Source organism: Companilactobacillus kimchiensis (genome assembly GCF_001438805.1).
Taxonomy (GTDB): domain Bacteria; phylum Bacillota; class Bacilli; order Lactobacillales; family Lactobacillaceae; genus Companilactobacillus; species Companilactobacillus kimchiensis.
In genome coordinates, this window is record NZ_JQCF01000014.1 from 17,332 (window position 1) to 35,653 (window position 18,322).

The following is an 18,322-nucleotide window of genomic DNA, read 5'->3' on the forward strand; positions in this document are numbered from 1 at the left end:
CTCCTAGTTTTTCTTGACGCCATTGATAAAAATATTGATAACCGTTTTGAGATTAGCAATATTGCGCTTCCTTTTGGCATCGTTATATTCAATGTAAGGGAGTAACATCGTTAAAAAAGTTCCAACTTGTACTGGTATAGCAAGGTCAGAACGCAGTTCGTTTTTATGTGATTGGAAAATATTAAACAGAATTTTATAATAACCGCCATCCCAGTTTTTACTGAGATTTTTGCGTTCCTCATCCGTGAAAAAGTTCTCGATATCATTTCTCATAATGAAATAATTGATTCGAAAATTGCCAATCATATATTGTGAGATATACAGCAGCAGTTCCTCAAATGGTAAGTCTTTATGATCATTATAAGCCTCCAATAAATGGTCACTAAAGCCGCTAACGGCATATTCAATGGACTTAATATAGAGGACTTTTTTATTTTTATAATAGTGATACATATTTGGCTGTGTAATATTTAATTCTTGAGCAATTTTTCGAGTTGAGGTGGCCTGATAACCTTGTGAAAGAAACATTTCAGCAGCAACTTTTAAAATTGCATTTTTAGTATTTTCAGCTTGTTGATCCCGTACATTCATATTTTTAACCCATCCCTTGGTCTATTCGTATACATTATATCTTAGTGTATATGGTTTATCATGCGATAACATTTATACTTTGGCGGTTTTTGAGAATAAAAAAAGTAGGTAATTTATCGTGATGTTAGAACGAAGTCACGATAAATTAACTCTGCTGTTATTTTTTATCTTTAACGATATAAATTGGACGCTTCTTTACTTCCAAAAAGATTTTCCCGATATATTCTCCCAAAATACCAATACAGAGTAATTGAATACCACCAATCAAAAGAATAAGTGAAACCATTGAAGCCCAGCCGTTTACGCTGCTGAGAGGATTAACGAATTTTCTGATGATAATAGCAATAATTGCAACAATAGAAGTGAGGGAGAAAATTGTTCCCATCCAAGTGGCAAACATTAAAGGACCTTCAGAGAAATCAACGATGCCAGTTACAGCATATTTTAATAATTTCCAGAAGTTCCAAGAAGTAGACCCAGCTGAACGTTCACGATTTTTGTAAGGTAAATATTTGGTTTTGAAACCGACCCAACTGAAGATACCTTTAGAAAAACGATTGTATTCGGTCATCGATTTAATTGCATCAACCATTTGCTTGGTCATTAAGCGATAATCTCTAGCACCAGGAATAATTTTTGTTTGTGACATTTTATTGATCACTTTATAGAAACTGTTTGAGAAGAAAGAAATAATTTTGTTCTCACCATCACGATCTGCACGTGCAGTTCCGACACAATCATATTCGCCTTCTTCAAGCATATCGAACATTTCAGGAAGCATTTCAGGTGGATCTTGAAGGTCAACGTCCATAACGGCAGTATAATCACCGGTTACTTCATTTAGTCCGGCATATAAAGCTGATTCTTTACCGAAGTTACGTGAGAAGGAAATAAAATGTACTTCATCACTATGTTCTTTTTGGAGCTCTTTTAAAATAGAGTAGGTACGATCTTTTGATCCATCATCGACAAACCAATATTCGAAATTAAACTTGTTAGTTTCTTCCTTCAACTTTGTCATAGCGTCATAATAAATATTAATGGTTTCCTCTTCATTAAAACACGGAACGATAATAGATATAGTTTTCATAGTTTTTTTCACTTTCACAATAATTAGAAAAAAACACTCATGAATGAGCGTTTTAAATTAGTCTAAATTTTTAATGATTCTGGAAGAGATAACATACCGTTACTTGTTGTATTAATTACACTAACACTGATATCTCGGTTTGTCTTATTTTCGATTTCGTGAAGATCATCGTCAGTTTGAACGAAGATGTCTTTGATATCACTATTTTTATCAAGTAGATCAATTACAGCGTCGATATTTTTAACAACATCTTGTAGTAGACGAATTGTATTATCACTAGAAATACTATTAACGTTCATGATTAATTGATAGAGAAGATCAGAATTATTACCAACGAAGACTGAATTTTCAGTGTTTGGTGAGATACTCTTTAGCCACCATGTGATAAGTTCTGATTTTTCATTGAAGTCATGTTCTAGTAGACCGTTTTTGTCGAATAGTTGATAACTAATAGCGTTATTCTTTTCGAAGATAACAGTTAGAACAATTGAACCATCGGTTCTATAGAAATTTTGATCAGCTAATTCATTGTTTTTATTAAAGTTTTGAGTTGATGATAGTTGACCGTCACCATTGTAAATGTTGGTTTTAACAATTTGTTCATTCTTATAGTAGTTAATACGATCAATCAACTTGTCAAAATATTCAACAGTCATGAGAAGAGTTTGTTTTTGGTCGTAGATGAAAGTATCTTGAGATTCAACATCAGTTCTAGTTACCCAACTATCGTTTTCAGGAATAGTAACCTTCTTATCAGTAGGGTTAGGACTAGTTTGCAATTGATCAAATAGATTTACTACATTAGGAATTGCTAGATGATCTTTCTTAGCCTTAGTATCGATGATTTCGTGAATATGGTTACTGTAGAAACTTGAAACGATAGTAACTGGTTTTTGAAGCTTTGTTTCAAGATAGTTGACCATTCCAAAAAGATCATTCTTAGCGGCATCAGAATTAAAATCATCGGCAGCAACGTAATATTCTTTATCTTTGTTAAGATAAACATCACGAACTAAGTAAGCTGAATGGAAAACATCTTTGATGTACTTACCAATGTAAGAAATGTTGTCATTGATCTCACCAAGTTCGCCATCGATCTTAGAATGTTCTTCACCAAGACTTTGAATATGACGTTCCAAACCAGCAATAGTTTCGATTCGGTAATTGTGATCACTCTTCATCTTGTCTTCGATTTCATGAGCCTTTTGTTTGAAATCATTAATTTGATTGTTTACTTTACTAATATTAGTATTAAGTTCATCAGCATCGCCGTTAAGCTTAGTGATATCCTCTTGGGCATTGTTGATTTGACTCTTAAGATCTTTTCTTTGATCGTAAAGAGTGTTGATAGAATTCTTTTGGTCTTCCATCAAAGAAAGCATTTTTTGTAAGTCTTTTTCTTCTTTGATTGAAGTAGACATATCTGCTTCAGATTGTTCGTTCTTAGCAAGATCGCTTTGTAGAGATTCTAATTTGGCTGTCTTAGTATTGATTGTGGAGTTCAATTCGTTTAGTTGTGATTGTAGTTTAGCAAGATTTTCTTCTTGTTCTTTACGATCAGCATTAACACTAGCAAGATGTTCTTTAGCAGCATCATCGTTTTGTGCTTTGGTATCAGCAAGTTTATCATTTGATTCTTTTTCATCACGTTTGAGAGTACGAAGATATTTGTCTAGAGTTTCTTTTTTAGTTTCAAAATCGTCTTTTTCAGTGAAAAGATTTGTTTTGAGATCATTTCTCAATTGTGCATATTGGTGTGATAAACCGTTCATTTGTTCTTCAATATTTAAGCGTTTATCATGAACAGACACTGGAAGATTTTCTTCCTTCCTGTCAGATTCGACCACAGCTGTTGTGTCAGAATTTGATTGTGCCGTAGCGTTTTGCTTCGGATTTTCGTCCTTTTTAGGAGAGTCAGGAGCGGGTGTGGATGGTTGCTCTGGTTTCTCATCAATTTTGCGTAGCATGTCTAAAAATTTCACGAATGAATTCCCCCATAAAAAGACTTATAATAGTTACTAAAGAGTAGCATTTTTTTATAGCGGTGTAAAGTCTGGTATAAAGCTATTTGAAGAGAATACCTAGACCAAAAAAGGAGAGTTTTTGTATGAAGATAATGGCTATAAACGCAGGTAGTTCAACGTTGAAGTGGAAACTTTTTGAAATGCCTGAAAAAACAACAATTGCTTCTGGTATGATTGATCGCTTAGGTAGCCCTAAGGCTATATTCAAATTAAAATATAACGGTAAAAAGATTGAACGTGAGGAAGCAATTAAATCAAATGATGTTGCCGTATTGTCTATCTTGGATGCTTTAAAAGATATGAATATTATTCAACGCTTTGAGGATATTGTAGCTTTCGGTCATCGAGTTGTTGCCGGTGGTGAAGAATTTAAGAAGTCTGAAATCGTTACTGAAGAAAATTTACGAAAAATTGAAGCATTGTCAGAATATGCTCCGTTACATAATAAAATTGAAGCTTATTATATTAATGTCTTTAAAAAATTAGTTCCCAGAGCCATTCAGGTGGCTGTTTTTGATACATCCTTCTTCGTTGATATGCCAAAAGTAAATTATATGTATAGTATCGATATGGATGACTACAAAAAATACCATGTTCGCCGTTACGGCGCTCATGGTACAAGTCATCGTTATATCGCACAACGTTTAGAAAGTATTGTTGACGGTGGAATTCAGGATAAGAATGTTATCGTACTTCATTTGGGCAGCGGTGCCTCAATCAGTGCTATTAAGAATGGTAAGGCCTATGATATTTCAATGGGATTTACTCCTTTAGCTGGTATCATGATGAGTTCTAGAAGTGGTGATATTGACTTTTCAATTTTGCCATATTTGATGAGAAAACTCGGCTTAACTGATATGCAAGATATGATCGACATATTAAACCATAAGTCAGGTTTATTAGGAATCTCCGGTGTTTCAGCGGATATGCGTGATATTGAAGCGAACGAAGATACTAATCAACGAGCTAAATTGGCATTAGAAATGTATCGTAATCGCATTATTAAATTCGTTGGTTCATATATTGCCGAAATGGGTGGAGTTGATGTAATCGCCTTTACCGCTGGTGTAGGAGAAAACTCTGCCGAAGTTCGTGAAGATATCCTGAAAGGATTTGAATTCATGGGACTCAAGATCAACAATGAAAACAATCAAGTTCGAGGCAAGGAAATCAAAATAACAACAGATGATTCTAAGATTGCCGCCTACACGATTCCAACAAATGAAGAATTGATGATTGCTCAAGATACTTATAAATTTGCTGGTATCTTGGATGATGTTAAAAATTAAAGATAACACCTAAAATAAAGGTTACTGTTTCTGTCAAAGTTATCAGTAAAAGGTTCTTAATGATCAAGGGGAAAGTTTGTTTCTTGATAGGATTTTTACTGAAGGCTTTGGCATTTTTATAAACAATTGGAGTAACCAAGAAGGTTAAAAGCATGAGCTTTGGTAATAGGCCGAGAATAACAGAACATAATAGTGCTAAATAACCCAAAACATATAATGATTTTAAAATGAAAATCGAATTAGCTTTACCAAGATAATAGACTAGAGTTTTACGTCCCAATCCAATATCTTCCTTGTAATCAGCAATATTGTTGGCTAAAAGTAAATTGGAAATAGCGAAGACGGTTAAAAGCGATGACAAGAGTGCGTCACCGTAAAATTTAAAATCTAAAACAATAGCAGGATTATTGACAACGTTGATATAAATAGCAATTAAATAAATGACGTATCCCATGGTAAAACCGGAGAAAAATTCGCCAAGCGGACCACGATTAATGGGCCAAGGTCCGCCAGCATAGCAAAATCCGACGGCAAATGAGAATAAACCAAGGTATAACAATGGCAAGCCAGTACGGGAAACGATGAATAGACCAATGATGGCGGCAATGGCAGTGAATGAAAAATCGATCCAACCGATCATATGGATATTCAAATTATTAACTCCGATAACATTGGTGCCACGGCGAAAACTTTCATCACCAGTGGCATTTTTATAATCCCAATAGTTATCGTTAATATCAACGGCCATATTGAATAAAAACATGGCAATAAAAAACAGAATTAAATCAAGGGCGTTAATAGCGTGCCAGTGATAATATGAGTACAATGTTCCCATTAAAAAGGGAAAAACACTAGCAGTTTTAGCTTTAATTTCAACAAGTTCGAAAAATACAGATGGTTTCAAGAAAATCAGTCCTTTGGATTTGATAGTTTCTATTATAGAATTATTTTGGAATACAACAAAGTGATACAGGGGTATTAGATATTTTATGGCGAACTCAATTTGGAAAAGTTATCCTCAACTAGGGAAGAAACTCGATTTAACAACGGAATATATTCATAGTATGGTGCAGGTCAACAATCTTGAAATCAGTTCGATGATAGTTGATCTAACTTCAGGTGGGAAAATGCTTCGACCAGCCTTTTTCCTTTTATTTAGTGATTTTGGTGAAGAGAAGAAAAAAATCGAGGAATTATTGCCATTGGCTGCTTCCTTAGAAATCCTGCATGTAGCAACATTAGTTCATGATGATGTTATTGATGATTCACCACTCCGTAGATCTCAACCAACGATTCATACTAAATATGGTCGTCGGAACGCTATCTACGCTGGCGATTATATGTTCACGCTCTACTTTGAATTGATTTCGAAGAATTTAGAATCGAATACCGATATTCTTCGAAATGCCTTGAGTATGAAGAAAATTTTACTTGGTGAATTGGATCAGATGTTGATCAATTTCAATGTCAATTCGACTAAGGAAATGTATCTTAAAGAAATTTCCGGTAAAACGGCAGAACTGTTCAGTTTGAGTGCAACAATGGGGGCAATCGTCAGTGGTGGTAATCAGGAATTGATTGATCGTTGTAAAGCAATCGGTTATGACATCGGAATGGCCTTTCAAATTATTGATGATATTCTTGATTTCAGTAGTTCAGCTCAAATTGGGAAACCAGTGCATGAAGATTTGAAAAATGGTGTTTATTCATTACCTTATATTCTGGGATTAGAAGACAATAATTCGAAATTAGTAGCTATCTTATCGAAGGATAAGTTGAATGAAGATGATGATTCCCAAGCTGCCAACATAGTAATTGAAGATGGCTATTTGAATCAAACTAAGGTTATCGCTCGACAATATACACAGCATGCATTGAATGAATTGGATAGATTGCCAAATAATATGAGTCGAAAAGTTATTACAGCGGTGGTTAAGAAATTAGTTAATCGGATTAGCTGATTTTGGATGAGTTGAAGCTGGCATACTGGAATCACTTTTTACTAGGGGAATATATAATGAATCAACAGAAAAAATTAGAAACACTTGAACAAATTAATAGTTTGTTAGGGAAGATGAATCAATCGGTTGCTGATTCAATGGCGGTTAAAAATCAAATTCAAATTGCTTATAATAAAATTAATCAACCTGAAAAGGATTCACAAAAATATAAGCAAATTTCTGATGCAATTAGTGAAATGAACTATCAATTTCAACAAATGGCTTTAAAAAAACAATATCATTTTACTGTCCAACAAAATGAATATATTAATGAACTAAACAAGTTATCTGAAAAATCAATGTTACAGAGTGGTATTGGTACAATTAACGGTATCGTTGGACATTAAAAACCCACAAAAAAAGAGAGCAGTTGACTGCTCTCTTTTTTTGTGTACCGTTATAACGCCTATAACCCTTGATCCATGCGATATAATTCTTGGAAATGTTGATTTGATTTGTATAGTTCTTTAGGTGAACCTTCCATTTCGATTTTTTCACTGTTCATGAAAACAACATGGTCAACATGACTGATACCTTGTAAATGGTGAGTTACCCAAATGATAGTTTTATTATGTAAGACGTCAAAGAATGTTTCTAGTAGATCATTCTCGGTGATTGGGTCAAGCCCAACCGTTGGTTCATCAAGCAAGACAACAGGAGCATCTTGTAAGAGGATTCTGGCTAAGGCAATTCGCTCTTGTTCACCACCAGAGAAACGGGAACCATTTTCACCCACAACAGTGTTGTATTTGTCAGGCAATGATTCAACTAGGTCTTTTAAACCAACACGTTCAATAGCTTTCTTAACTTCAATATTAGATTTAGTTTCGTTACCAAGTCTGACATTGTTCATTAAAGTAGTATTGAAGAGAAATGGTTTTTGGTTAAGAACAGAGAATAATTGGTCACGTTTTTCTTGAACTTGTGAAATATCTAAATCATTGATTTGAATTTGTCCTTGTTGAGGCGAAAGGTCACCCAGAATCAATTGTAAAATCGTAGTTTTACCGATACCACTTGGGCCCAAAAGTGCTAATTTTTCACCCTTTTGAATCTGTTGGGAAAAGTTCTTGATTAAGATTGGTGAGTCAGAATCATATTCAAAAGTAATGTTATTAATTGAAATTGATTTAAAATTATTGGGTTTTAATTCAACTTGTTTAGGTAAAGTATTTGGAATTGGTTTTATAGTGTTCAAACGGTTGATTGAATCCTTATAAACAGGCCATTCTTCAAAACCCTGACTGACCGGAATAATTGTATCGGAGAGTGGGAAGATGGCTAAAACTACCGCCGCAACGAAGTTAGCTTGTGCTTGGTTATGGGTCATCGTTAGATTAGTAAAAATCAAAAAACAGATGGCAATAGCTGCGAAAATGATTTGTAGTCCAAAGTCACGATTGCGTCTAAAAGCCTTAGATTTATTCTTTGATTGATCGAGATTATGAATGTTTTCGGTTGTAAGGTTTTTAAAGTCAGCTTTACGTCCAGAAATTACCCAATCATCAACGCCGAGAATATTATCAGTTAATTGAACATAGAGATCACTCTTAACTTCTTTTTGATATGCACGTCGGGCACTTTCGATGGTAACGGAAAGTAATGGGACTAAGAATACCTCAATGAAGAGCAGTAAAAAGACGAAAAATCCAAAGGATGGATTGAAGATACCTAAAGCAATTGAACCGATAATTGTTAGCAAATAAGAAATAACAGTTGGGAAAACGGTCCGTAAGTAAAGGTTTTGTAAGTGACTGATATCTTCTGACAATAGTCCCATAATGTCACCAGCCTTGTGGTGTTCGTTGAAGAAAGAAGCATCACTCTCCAAAGTTTTGTAAAGTCTGGTTCTCAAATCGGAAGTGACTCGTAAAACCCAATTGTGACTTTTAAGTCGTTCGACGTATTTGAAAACTGGCCGACCGATCCCAAAAGCTCTGGTTAAGAGAATTGGTACATAAATTAAAAGGATATTAACTGGATGAGTGGCAGCTTTATCAATCGTATACCCAGAGGTAAACATCAGTGCGGCAGCACAGAATGAAGTAAATAGTCCCAAAATAAGGGCGGTGATCAGCAGTCCCTTGTATTGTTTGATATAAGGTTTGACCCACGTATCAAACTTGAATGTTTTAAAGAAATTCATAGTTGATCACCTCGCATATTTTTAATAAGTTTGGAGTAGGCACCGTTATGACTACTAAGCTTTACAGGTGTACCTTGTTCAACAATTTCGCCATTGTCCATAACGATGACATAATCCATTTCTTTGATCCAGTGGAGACGATGTGTAGCGAAAATAACTAAATGATTTTGGAAAAGTTTTTCCATCGGTTTTTTTAGAGCATATTCGGTTTCGATATCCAAATGGGCGGTTGGTTCGTCAAAAATCAAAACATGACGATCATTGGCAAGAAAGGCCCGGGCCAACATAATTCTTTGTTGCTGACCACCGGAAATCCCACGACCACCCTCACCAATTTGAGTGTCGTAGCCAGATGATAGAATATCAATAAAATCTTGTAGACCGGCCGCCTGTGCGGCTTTTTTTATTTCATTCATTGAAGCATCAGGACGATAGAAAGCAATATTTTGTGCAATCGAACCAGCAAATAAATAAGGTGACTGTGGTAAAAAAGTTAATTTATTTTGCCAATTGGCTTGTTTAAAATTAGCAACAGTTTGTTGATTGATTTTAATGTCAGCTTGATCAGGCATTAAGAAACCACCAATCGCCCGGATTAAAGTTGTTTTACCAGAACCTGATTTACCAATAACTCCAATTTTTTGGTAACCAGCTAATTTTAGTTGGTCAATATTAAGACTGACTTCGTTATCACCAACACCTTTGTAAGTGAATTGAAGGTTTTTGACGTCAACTTGAGAATCTTCATCCCATTCGAAATCAACCAAAGTATCATCTTTAGCAGTGCTTGGTCGGTCTAGAATTTCAAAAATAGAATTTAAAGCATTTTTACCATTCAAGGTGGCGTGATAATCATTAGAGAAATCTCGTAAAGGTAAAAAATACTCTGGAGCTAAGATTAAAGTGACTAAAGCCGGGAAGAGTGGAAAACTGTTGTTAATCAGTCCTAAACCTAAGAATACGGCCAAAATAGCAATCCCGAGGGTAGTTAGCCAATCGAGAGCGAAAGTCGATAAGATAGCAATTCTGAGGGTATTCATGGTCCGACGGCGATATTCGTCACTTACGGTATAAATATTCTTAGCGTAGCGCTTACTTAGACCTAACATTTTTAATGTGGGTAGGCCACGAAGTGCATCTAAGAAGTGATTGGAAAGAATTGTATATTGTTTATACTGAGCATCAGCTTTGGATTGGGCAGCTAAACCTAAAATAATCATAAATAAGATTACTAAAGGAACAATAATCGTCAAAGTGATACCAGAAGCGATATTTTGAAAATAAATATAAACTAATAAAACTGGAGGAATGATCGACATATTCATTAATTTGGTGAAGATCAATTTGAAATAATTTTCTACCAAATCAATTCCATCTAATGAAGAAGTGACTAAACTGCCGGTTCCTTCTTCAGAAATCATTTCAGGACCAGCGTTATAAACCTTATCTAATAACTGTGAACGGATATTTTCGGAAGTTTTACTGGCATAGTTTTCAACGATTTTGGTATTGATTAGATTAAAGAAATGTCGGAGCAAAAAGGCCACGGCAAACAAAACCATCGGATAGATGATTGTTTGCAGTGACTTTTGTTCCCATGAATTAACTAGTGCTTCTGCTAAATACTTACCTTGGAATAAAACAACAAATGCTTGCAAGAGAGTTAATCCTGCAAGCATTATTAAGAGTTTTTTTGTTCCTGGTAAGCGAAATAAACGCTTATCAATCATTAATATTTCACCGTATTTTCTCTTGGATTTATTCTCTTTGTAAATAGAGTGTATGACCAAATGAAGTAGATTGCCACGATCGGTACTAAAATGCAGGCAACAATTGTCATAATTGTCAGCGTATATTGTGAATTAGCGGCATTCTTGATCAAAATACTGTGGGCTGGATTTGTAGCAATCATGACACGGGGGAATAGTCCGTTAAATAATAGAACGATGACCATACTTAGTGACAATCCACTACCAGCAAAGCTCCAACCTTCTCTATTCTTTAGGACTCCATAGTAGCCCAATAATGAGAATAAAACAATTAAGGCTGTGATGATTAATGAAGATACAAATCTCTTAGTAAAGAAGTCTGTTTGTAAGAATACAAGGACTGCAAAGACTACTTCACCAAGGAATAGGATGGGATATAAAATCTTGTTTAATTGACGAGCACGATCACGTAGTGGTCCTTCCATTCTTAATCTGATGAAGTTTAAACCATGTACAAGTGATAAGAGCACACCTGCTACACCACCAACGACTGATAGTAGGTTAACAACATCAAAGAACTTAGGAAAAGCATCACCATTAGCATTCATAGGGATACCTTGGACCATACTTAAAAGAATCATACATAAGAAGAATGGGGGCAGGATGCTACCAACAAAGAAGGTCCACATCCAAATGTTTTTACCGCCTTTAGTTTCAGCGTGCTTGTGGAATTCAAAGGAAACTCCACGAAGAATCAAGCCAACTAGGACTAGTAGGAAGAGGATATAGTAACCTGAAAATAGTGAGGCATACCAGAGGGGCAAGGAAGCAAACATTGCACCACCAGCAGTAACTAACCAAGTTTCGTTACCGTCCCAATGAGGTCCGATAGTCGACATGATAGCAGCTCTCTCTTGTTCATCTTTGGCTAAGAATCTGGTTGACATTCCTACACCAAAGTCAAATCCCTCCATGAAGAGGAAGATTGAAAATAGAAGCCCGATTACGATAAACCATAATGTACTTAGTGTCATTTTCCAAAGGCCTCCTTTGCAAATGGATCAACATTTTGTTTGGAGTCAGCTTCTTCATAATATGGACCATGGTGAAGTGTTTGTCTGCTGTACCAAACCATGACGCCACCCAAGAATGCGAAGAGTAAGAAGTAAACAATATTACTGAATAGCAAGGTAGCAACTGTAGAAGTTGGTGAAACGGCTTGAGCAATTGTAAAGAGTCCATAAACGATCCAAGGGTAACGACCGAATTCAGTAATGAACCAACCGGCTGAGTTACCGATGAATGGAACCCAAAGACAGATTCCTAGGACAACTAACATCCACTTGTGACTTTCAATGGTATCTTTCTTCTTACGTGAGAAGACAAGTCCGACAATCGAAGTCAACATGATCAAGGCATCAATACCAGTCATAACTCTGAAACTCCAGAAAAGAGTCTTAGGTGGAACGTAGTAATCCATATTTTTACCAAATTGTTTATCATATTTAGCGTGCATCTCTTTGTTAATCGTATCCATACCTTTAACTGAGCCACTTAATTTGTGGTAGGCCAAGATACTCAAGACGCCAGGAACCTCTAGTTGACCACTAGCCTTGTGATCCTTAGCATCGATCATTTCGACAACGGTCCATGCAGCAGGATCCTTAGTATCTTTATAGATACCTTCAGTAGCGGCGAATTTCATTGGTTGATCTTTGATAATTTGCTGTGTCTGTAAATCACCAGCCCCAGCTGATAAAATAGCGAAAATTAAACTTGCCCAAAGGCCAAAACGTAGAGAAGTTTTGAAGAAATGGTTTTCATTTTTCTTTTTACGTAATAGACCCCAAGCACTCATACCTGTAATAACTACCGCAGCAGTCATAAAGGCAGCTAGGATAACATGTGGAAAGACTTTCCATAGTTGAGGATTAGTAATAACAGCACCAAAATCAGTCAATTGAACTCGACCAGTAGTGTTGTTAATTTTGAAACCAGTAGGGTGTTGCATAAAACTATTAGCAGCCAAAATCCAAATGGCTGATAGCATAGTACCAATTGATGTCATCCAAATCATAAAGGCATGGACACCAGGTCTGAAACGGTCCCAAGTGAACATCCAAATACCGATAAAGACTGATTCAATAAAGAATGCTAATAAAGCTTCAATAGCTAGTGGTGCGCCAAATACATCACCCATGAAACGTGAATATTCTGACCAATTCATACCGAATTGGAATTCTTGAATAATACCCGTAACGATACCAACAGCAAAACTTAAAAGAAAAATCTTTCCCCAGAATTTTGCCATATCTAAGTAAACTTTGTCTTTTTTAACAGCATAGATTGTTTCCATGATAGCAACTAAAAAGCCCATTCCAATTGAGAATGGAACAAAGAAGAAATGGAAGACAGTTGTCATTGCAAACTGAAAACGTGCAAGTGAGACAATGCTTAAACCAACATTTAGCATGGTTAATAACCTCCTTAAAACAGATAATATGATCCCTTATATATACAAATTTATCATATGATTAATTAAGTTTTTAAGCAATGAATTACACTTGTGAAAAAACCGTTTCCAATGCTGGTAAAATCCATTTATATTGGCGTTTAAAGACGGATTGAAACTGTAACAAGTCAATAAATGAATTTTTTTATTATTGGAAAATAATTTTATATGATAATATCTCTATATTTAAAATATAACTCTTTAAAAATTATTTATTGTTCATTATTGACAAAGATGTTTTATCAAATCAAAAGAGCTCTGACAGATATTTATCTGTCAGAGCTCTTTTGTGTTTAACGGTTACTGCGACTTCTAGTACGAGTCATATTGCGATTACCGTTGTTATTTTGGTTGAATGGTTCTTGAGGTGTACCTAATTGCATTTGATTATTTGGTTGTTGGTTATTTTGATTACCAAAATTTTGTGTTGATTGATTATTATTGGGAGCATAATTTTGATTTTGGTTAAAATTATTTTGATTCTGATTGTTGAATTGACCTTGACCATTATTATTACGCTGGTTCTGGTTAGGGAATTGTTGGTTTTGAGGCTGCTGGAAATTACCTCGAGACTGGTTCATAGATTGTTGATTGAATTGGCCTTGATTAGGGTTGTTATAACCATTGTTCATGTTATTTTGACCATTATTCATAGGCTGTTGATTATAGCCATTACCGTTGTAATTGCCATTTTGGTTCGGATTCATTTGATTAGAACCCTGATTAGGACGGTATTGTTGACTTTGAGGTTGATTAAACTGCCCATTTTGTTGGGGCTGTTGAAATTGATTAGGATTTTGTTGGTTATAACCCTGATTGTTTTGATCATAGCCATAATTTTGTTGATTAAAATTGTTAGGCTGATTAAATTGCTGTTGTTGATCATAATATTGGTTAGGTTGTTGATTATTGAATTGATTATTATTATCGGATGACTGATTATCTTCAGGCTCATCGGAAGCCGGATTGAGGATCATATCAACAATGACGATTATCAAATCAATGGCACCAATAATAATACCAACCCAAGCCCAGATTTTTAGAAATCCAGCACCAGGCATGTTGGCATTAAATAGACCCATCAAACCACCGAGGATTAGGATGACGAATCCTACAATATCAGGAACGATACTGTATGTTCGGTTGGTTAAAATATAAATGGCAGCTGCAATAATATAAGTGATAGCCATCAAAATTCCGGCAGCACCACCAATTGCACCTGTCCCGACCAGAGCGGCAATGAAGCCCTCAAAGCCTGATTTGATCATTAAAATGATCGATAGTATTAGCAATAAAATTCCGGCAGAAATTTTTGTTATTCTTACCATAAATAAACCTCCAATTTCACTGACAAATACTATTGTATCTCATCCTTTATAAAATGGTTAATAGGACCATATTTATGGCCTACAGCAATTTCATTTTTAATAGCATTATAAGTGAATGTTTTAGCAGTTTTGATGGCATCTTCCATACTTTGACCCTTAGCAATTTCTGCAACAATGCATGATGAAAGTGTATCACCAGTACCATTGATGTGATCAGTTTTAACATATGGTTCAGAGATCCAGAATGATTGTCCATCTTCCAGTAGAACATAATCTTCAACTTCATTAATTGAGTCGTCGCTATGTTCACCCTTTATCATAATATTTTTTGGACCCAAATTGCGTAATTTATGTGCAGCCTTAACAATTTCTTCTTTATTGTTTAATTCTAGACCAGATAATTTTTGAGCTTCATAGAAATTTGGTGTGATTAAGTCAGCTAGAGGGAATAATTCGTCGATTAGAGTTTGATAAGCCTCAGTCTCTAGTAACATAGCACCATGTTTAGTGATGATAACAGGATCAAGTACAAAAGTGCCAAATGGTTTGTCTTTAATAGCTTCAGCAACGGTGTGAATAATTTCAGAATCGGAAAGCATACCAGTTTTGAAAGCTGAAACAATAAAATCATCTTTAATATCTTTGATTTGACTGTTAATAAAACTTGATGGCATATTGATGCTATCGTGTATTCCGTACGAATTACCAGCAACTGCAGCAGTTAATACGGACATTCCGTAAACTCCACAAGCCATAAAAGTTTTTAAATCAGCTTGAGCCCCGGCACTTCCATCAGAGTCAGAACCAGCAATAGTTAATACTTGAGTAAATTCATTCATATTGTCACCCACCTAATAATTGTTAAATCCTATATTAACAGGAATACCGAAAGATGTGGTTATTTATTTATCGAAATTACCTAACCTTGACGCAACGTAAACCAGTAAGATTTGATTTGTTAGGAAAATCATTTATGAAATATACAATAAAAAAATTGATTGAATTGACCGCCATAAGTACATCTATGTTGAGATATTAGAATCAGATAAATCTGTTAAAGCCGAACGAAATAAATAAAGGCAATTATCAAATTTATAATGAAAAAACTGTAAATAAATTACTTTCGATTTTGGTTGAATTAAAGAAAAGATCAGATTTTAGTTCTCAGTTAACTCAAGCCTTTTGTCACGAACATCGTCAATCGTTAGGCTATACTTGGTCTAAATATACTAGAGTTAAAAATATTATGCTTGTAAAGCTCAAACACCTGTTGCAGAGCTACTTCATGATATGGTATACCAATATACAAAATAATTAGAAGGTGAATTTATGAATGAGTGGTCGGTGCGAGACAATATTAAAGTAAAACTTGTTAGTCCTGAAGATGCAGTGAGTTTATATGATCAAATAGAAAAAACACGACCTCAATTAGCAAAATTTATGCCCTGGGGCGATACTATGCGCTCAGTTGAAGATGAAAGAGATTTTTTGGAATATTGTCAAAATAGAATGAAAGATAAAAAACTTTGGATCACGAGTGTCATGATTGATGGTAGACCTGTGGGCATGATTGATCTTCACAATATCGATTTAGATAATAGTCATGCTGAAATTGGATATTGGTTAGGTGGAGAATATCAGGGTAACGGCGTTATGACTGATTGTTTGAAATGTGTCATTGAAATTGGTTTTGGAGAGATGAAGTTGCACAAAATCAAACTTTTAGCAGAAGTAGTTAATATTGCTAGTAATGCTGTCGCTAAAAGAGCTGGATTTGAATTAGAGGGTCTGTTAAAAGATGAGATTTATTCAGAAGGTGAGTTTCATGATGCTAATTTATATGGATTAATCAACTAAAAAAGTCAATTCAGCGTTGAATTGGCTTTTATTTTTTATGTTTTGTTGAGATTGGTTCATTGTCGTTTCGGTTAGATAATATTATTGCTTTTTGAAACTAAATCACGATAAAAGTTAGCCATGGTTAGCTTGTAATATGGGTAGATCCAAATAAAACCAATTCCGAGAGTAATAAATCCTAAGATCCACCAACCGATAAAGCTCAATTGAAGTCCAAAGTAGCGCCATTTGTTACCGACCATTAGTTGACGGCTCTTGGTGATATAGTCAGTTAATGAGTAGTTATCAGCTTGTCCACGGTCATTTGTATCTTTATAAACAAAATATGATTGCGAGTAGGCGATACCTTTAACGATACCAGGAATAACTAACAATAATGTCCATAAGAATGTAAAGATACTAAGAAGTATGTAAATAAAAATTAAATGCCACCAATCGGGTCCCCGAAAATAAGTAAAATTACTTTTTATGGGATCGAAGGATAATTCAGGATCTTCAAGCCAATCTAAACCCCGGAAAGTGGCTGAAAGAACGATTAGTAAAAAGACCAAACTCAGAAGATAACTGATGATTCCAGATGAAGATGCATATCTGGCAATGTGACCGATGTCAAAATTAGAAACATCGTAGCGTATGCTTACATGTGATTTAGCATTGCTATATCCATTGGAAATAAATAGCAGAATAAGTGGAATGATATATAAGCCAATGGCTTTGCCCCAATTTCCAGTTAGCAAACTTTTAACTTCGGCTTTTAATTCAGCTCGTGTACGATATGTATTCATAATTGATTCCCTCCTCATAAAATAAGAATACACGTATCAAGAGATATAAGATAATTATTGCTTTTGATTTGTTTAACAAATAAATTTTAATATAATATAAAGTATAAACCTTTATAAAGGAGTAGATTTTATGATTGGATTTATTGGTGCAGGTAGTATTGGTGGAGCCGTTATAACGGGATTAGTTAAAAATGGTTTCGATGAAAATGAAATAATTGTTAAAGGCGGTCATTCTAATCATACGAAACTTTTGGGTGATCAACTGGGTTTCCAAGTGGTCAAAAAAGTTAAGCAATTGGAAGATACCGAAGTGATTTTTATTGCTGTAGGTGCTAATGCTTTAGATAGCGTCTTGGCCGAACTGAAGGAAATTGCAACTGATAAATTGATTGTGGCCTTTACTGGTAGTGCTTCGGTGACACATTTGAAGCAGGAATTGGGTAATGTTAAAGTGGCCCATGCTATTCCTAATACTCCAGTTAAAGTTGGAGCTGGTTTTACTGGAATTACATATTCTGATAATTTTACTGAGGATGATAAGAAGAAAATTAGTTCAATTTTAGGCTATACAGGGCAATTGGTTGAAGTTCCTGAAGCACAGTTAGGAATTTTAGGAACAGTTGCTGGCTGTTCACCTGCCTTTTTGGATGTCTTTATTGAAGCTTTGAGTGATGCAGGCGTAAAACATGGTTTAAATCGAGAACTTGCTTATGATGCTGCCATTGGAATGGCTATCGGGGCTAGTAAATTAGCAAAACAATCAGAACTAAATGTTTCAGCTTTAAAAGATGAAGTAACTTCTCCAGGTGGTTCAACAATTCGTGGAGTGGCTGCTTTGGAAGAATATGGATTTAGAAATGCTGTCATTAAAGCAGTTGATGCAGCAGAAAATGAATAAGTAAAGATAGTTATGTTATGATTCCGAGCCAAGTACGGCTAGGTTAGTGAAATCTCACTGCTTGGTCCCTGAATTGTTCTATCTTAACGACAA

The 18,322-nt window shown here is 35.1% G+C and carries 16 protein-coding genes; 5 read left to right on the plus strand and 11 right to left on the minus strand.

All coding sequences use genetic code 11. From position 1 onward, the window contains the following. Nucleotides 1-3: 3 nt before the first annotated feature. The 3 genes from IV57_RS07975 to IV57_RS07985 form a co-directional block, all read right to left on the minus strand. Entirely contained in the window at nt 4-591 is a 588-nt protein-coding gene (locus tag IV57_RS07975) for a TetR/AcrR family transcriptional regulator (RefSeq protein WP_057880994.1), read from the minus strand. 157 nt (nt 592-748) lie between these two features. Then, a complete protein-coding gene (locus IV57_RS07980) occupies nt 749-1,681 on the minus strand; it encodes a glycosyltransferase family 2 protein (protein ID WP_057880995.1) in 933 nt (310 codons plus the stop codon). A 62-nt stretch (nt 1,682-1,743) separates the two neighbouring features. Next, nucleotides 1,744-3,663, minus strand: coding sequence for a coiled-coil domain-containing protein (locus IV57_RS07985; protein ID WP_057880996.1), 1,920 nt, complete (start codon nt 3,661-3,663; stop codon nt 1,744-1,746). 125 nt (nt 3,664-3,788) lie between these two features. Here IV57_RS07985 and IV57_RS07990 point away from each other — a divergent pair, with 125 nt between their 5' ends. Further along, nucleotides 3,789-4,994, plus strand: coding sequence for an acetate/propionate family kinase (locus IV57_RS07990; protein ID WP_057880997.1), 1,206 nt, complete (start codon nt 3,789-3,791; stop codon nt 4,992-4,994). On the opposite strand, the gene IV57_RS07995 is transcribed toward IV57_RS07990, so the two are convergent. After that, nucleotides 4,984-5,898, minus strand: a complete 915-nt coding sequence (locus IV57_RS07995; protein ID WP_057880998.1) for a 1,4-dihydroxy-2-naphthoate polyprenyltransferase — start codon at nt 5,896-5,898, stop codon at nt 4,984-4,986. The genes IV57_RS07990 and IV57_RS07995 overlap by 11 nt on opposite strands. 85 nt (nt 5,899-5,983) lie before the next feature. Here IV57_RS07995 and IV57_RS08000 point away from each other — a divergent pair, with 85 nt between their 5' ends. Both IV57_RS08000 and IV57_RS08005 read left to right on the plus strand, forming a co-directional pair. After that, nucleotides 5,984-6,955 carry a polyprenyl synthetase family protein gene (locus IV57_RS08000; protein ID WP_057880999.1) on the plus strand — a complete coding sequence of 324 codons (972 nt, stop codon included), beginning with the start codon at nt 5,984-5,986 and terminating at the stop codon, nt 6,953-6,955. A gap of 56 nt (nt 6,956-7,011) precedes the next feature. After that, nucleotides 7,012-7,341 carry a hypothetical protein gene (locus IV57_RS08005; protein WP_057881000.1) on the plus strand — a complete coding sequence of 110 codons (330 nt, stop codon included), beginning with the start codon at nt 7,012-7,014 and terminating at the stop codon, nt 7,339-7,341. Between the two features lie 59 nt (nt 7,342-7,400). Here the strand turns inward: IV57_RS08005 and cydC are convergent, their stop codons facing one another. The 6 genes from cydC to thiD all read right to left on the minus strand — a co-directional run bounded on the left by cydC (nt 7,401) and on the right by thiD (nt 15,528). Beyond that, complete coding sequence (gene cydC, locus IV57_RS08010) at nt 7,401-9,140, minus strand: thiol reductant ABC exporter subunit CydC (protein WP_057881001.1); 1,740 nt, start codon at nt 9,138-9,140, stop codon at nt 7,401-7,403. Continuing rightward, nucleotides 9,137-10,870, minus strand: coding sequence for a thiol reductant ABC exporter subunit CydD (gene cydD, locus IV57_RS08015; protein ID WP_057881002.1), 1,734 nt, complete (start codon nt 10,868-10,870; stop codon nt 9,137-9,139). The genes cydC and cydD overlap by 4 nt, the downstream gene beginning before the upstream one ends. Continuing rightward, nucleotides 10,870-11,883: a cytochrome d ubiquinol oxidase subunit II gene (cydB, locus tag IV57_RS08020; protein WP_057881003.1), complete on the minus strand. Its 1,014-nt coding sequence runs from the start codon at nt 11,881-11,883 to the stop codon at nt 10,870-10,872. The genes cydD and cydB overlap by 1 nt, the downstream gene beginning before the upstream one ends. After that, a complete protein-coding gene (locus IV57_RS08025) occupies nt 11,880-13,322 on the minus strand; it encodes a cytochrome ubiquinol oxidase subunit I (protein WP_057881004.1) in 1,443 nt (480 codons plus the stop codon). Before IV57_RS08025 ends, cydB begins: the two co-directional genes overlap by 4 nt. A gap of 332 nt (nt 13,323-13,654) precedes the next feature. After that, a complete protein-coding gene (locus IV57_RS08030; protein WP_057881005.1) occupies nt 13,655-14,689 on the minus strand; it encodes a hypothetical protein in 1,035 nt (344 codons plus the stop codon). Between the two features lie 29 nt (nt 14,690-14,718). Next, the gene (gene thiD, locus IV57_RS08035; RefSeq protein WP_057881006.1) at nt 14,719-15,528 is read right to left on the minus strand and encodes a bifunctional hydroxymethylpyrimidine kinase/phosphomethylpyrimidine kinase; all 810 of its coding nucleotides are present in this window, start codon (nt 15,526-15,528) and stop codon (nt 14,719-14,721) included. A gap of 490 nt (nt 15,529-16,018) precedes the next feature. Between thiD and IV57_RS08040 the strand changes: the two genes are divergently transcribed. Then, nucleotides 16,019-16,546, plus strand: coding sequence for a GNAT family N-acetyltransferase (locus tag IV57_RS08040; protein WP_057881007.1), 528 nt, complete (start codon nt 16,019-16,021; stop codon nt 16,544-16,546). Between the two features lie 71 nt (nt 16,547-16,617). On the opposite strand, the gene IV57_RS08045 is transcribed toward IV57_RS08040, so the two are convergent. Beyond that, nucleotides 16,618-17,331, minus strand: coding sequence for a DUF975 family protein (locus IV57_RS08045; protein WP_057881008.1), 714 nt, complete (start codon nt 17,329-17,331; stop codon nt 16,618-16,620). 130 nt (nt 17,332-17,461) lie between these two features. Here IV57_RS08045 and proC point away from each other — a divergent pair, with 130 nt between their 5' ends. Beyond that, entirely contained in the window at nt 17,462-18,229 is a 768-nt protein-coding gene (gene proC / locus IV57_RS08050) for a pyrroline-5-carboxylate reductase (protein WP_057881009.1), read from the plus strand. Nucleotides 18,230-18,322: the final 93 nt, after the last annotated feature.

Excerpts from the sequence above, each read along its gene's own strand:
- IV57_RS07975 (WP_057880994.1), bottom strand. The coding sequence starts at position 591 with ATGAATGTACGGGATCAACAAGCTGAAAATACTAAAAATGCAATTTTA.
- IV57_RS07980 (WP_057880995.1), bottom strand. The coding sequence starts at position 1,681 with ATGAAAACTATATCTATTATCGTTCCGTGTTTTAATGAAGAGGAAACC.
- IV57_RS07990 (WP_057880997.1), top strand. The coding sequence starts at position 3,789 with ATGAAGATAATGGCTATAAACGCAGGTAGTTCAACGTTGAAGTGGAAA.
- IV57_RS08000 (WP_057880999.1), top strand. The coding sequence starts at position 5,984 with ATGGCGAACTCAATTTGGAAAAGTTATCCTCAACTAGGGAAGAAACTC.
- IV57_RS08005 (WP_057881000.1), top strand. The coding sequence starts at position 7,012 with ATGAATCAACAGAAAAAATTAGAAACACTTGAACAAATTAATAGTTTG.
- cydC (WP_057881001.1), bottom strand. The coding sequence starts at position 9,140 with ATGAATTTCTTTAAAACATTCAAGTTTGATACGTGGGTCAAACCTTAT.
- cydD (WP_057881002.1), bottom strand. The coding sequence starts at position 10,870 with ATGATTGATAAGCGTTTATTTCGCTTACCAGGAACAAAAAAACTCTTA.
- cydB (WP_057881003.1), bottom strand. The coding sequence starts at position 11,883 with ATGACACTAAGTACATTATGGTTTATCGTAATCGGGCTTCTATTTTCA.
- IV57_RS08025 (WP_057881004.1), bottom strand. The coding sequence starts at position 13,322 with ATGCTAAATGTTGGTTTAAGCATTGTCTCACTTGCACGTTTTCAGTTT.
- IV57_RS08030 (WP_057881005.1), bottom strand. The coding sequence starts at position 14,689 with ATGGTAAGAATAACAAAAATTTCTGCCGGAATTTTATTGCTAATACTA.
- thiD (WP_057881006.1), bottom strand. The coding sequence starts at position 15,528 with ATGAATGAATTTACTCAAGTATTAACTATTGCTGGTTCTGACTCTGAT.
- IV57_RS08040 (WP_057881007.1), top strand. The coding sequence starts at position 16,019 with ATGAATGAGTGGTCGGTGCGAGACAATATTAAAGTAAAACTTGTTAGT.
- IV57_RS08045 (WP_057881008.1), bottom strand. The coding sequence starts at position 17,331 with ATGAATACATATCGTACACGAGCTGAATTAAAAGCCGAAGTTAAAAGT.
- proC (WP_057881009.1), top strand. The coding sequence starts at position 17,462 with ATGATTGGATTTATTGGTGCAGGTAGTATTGGTGGAGCCGTTATAACG.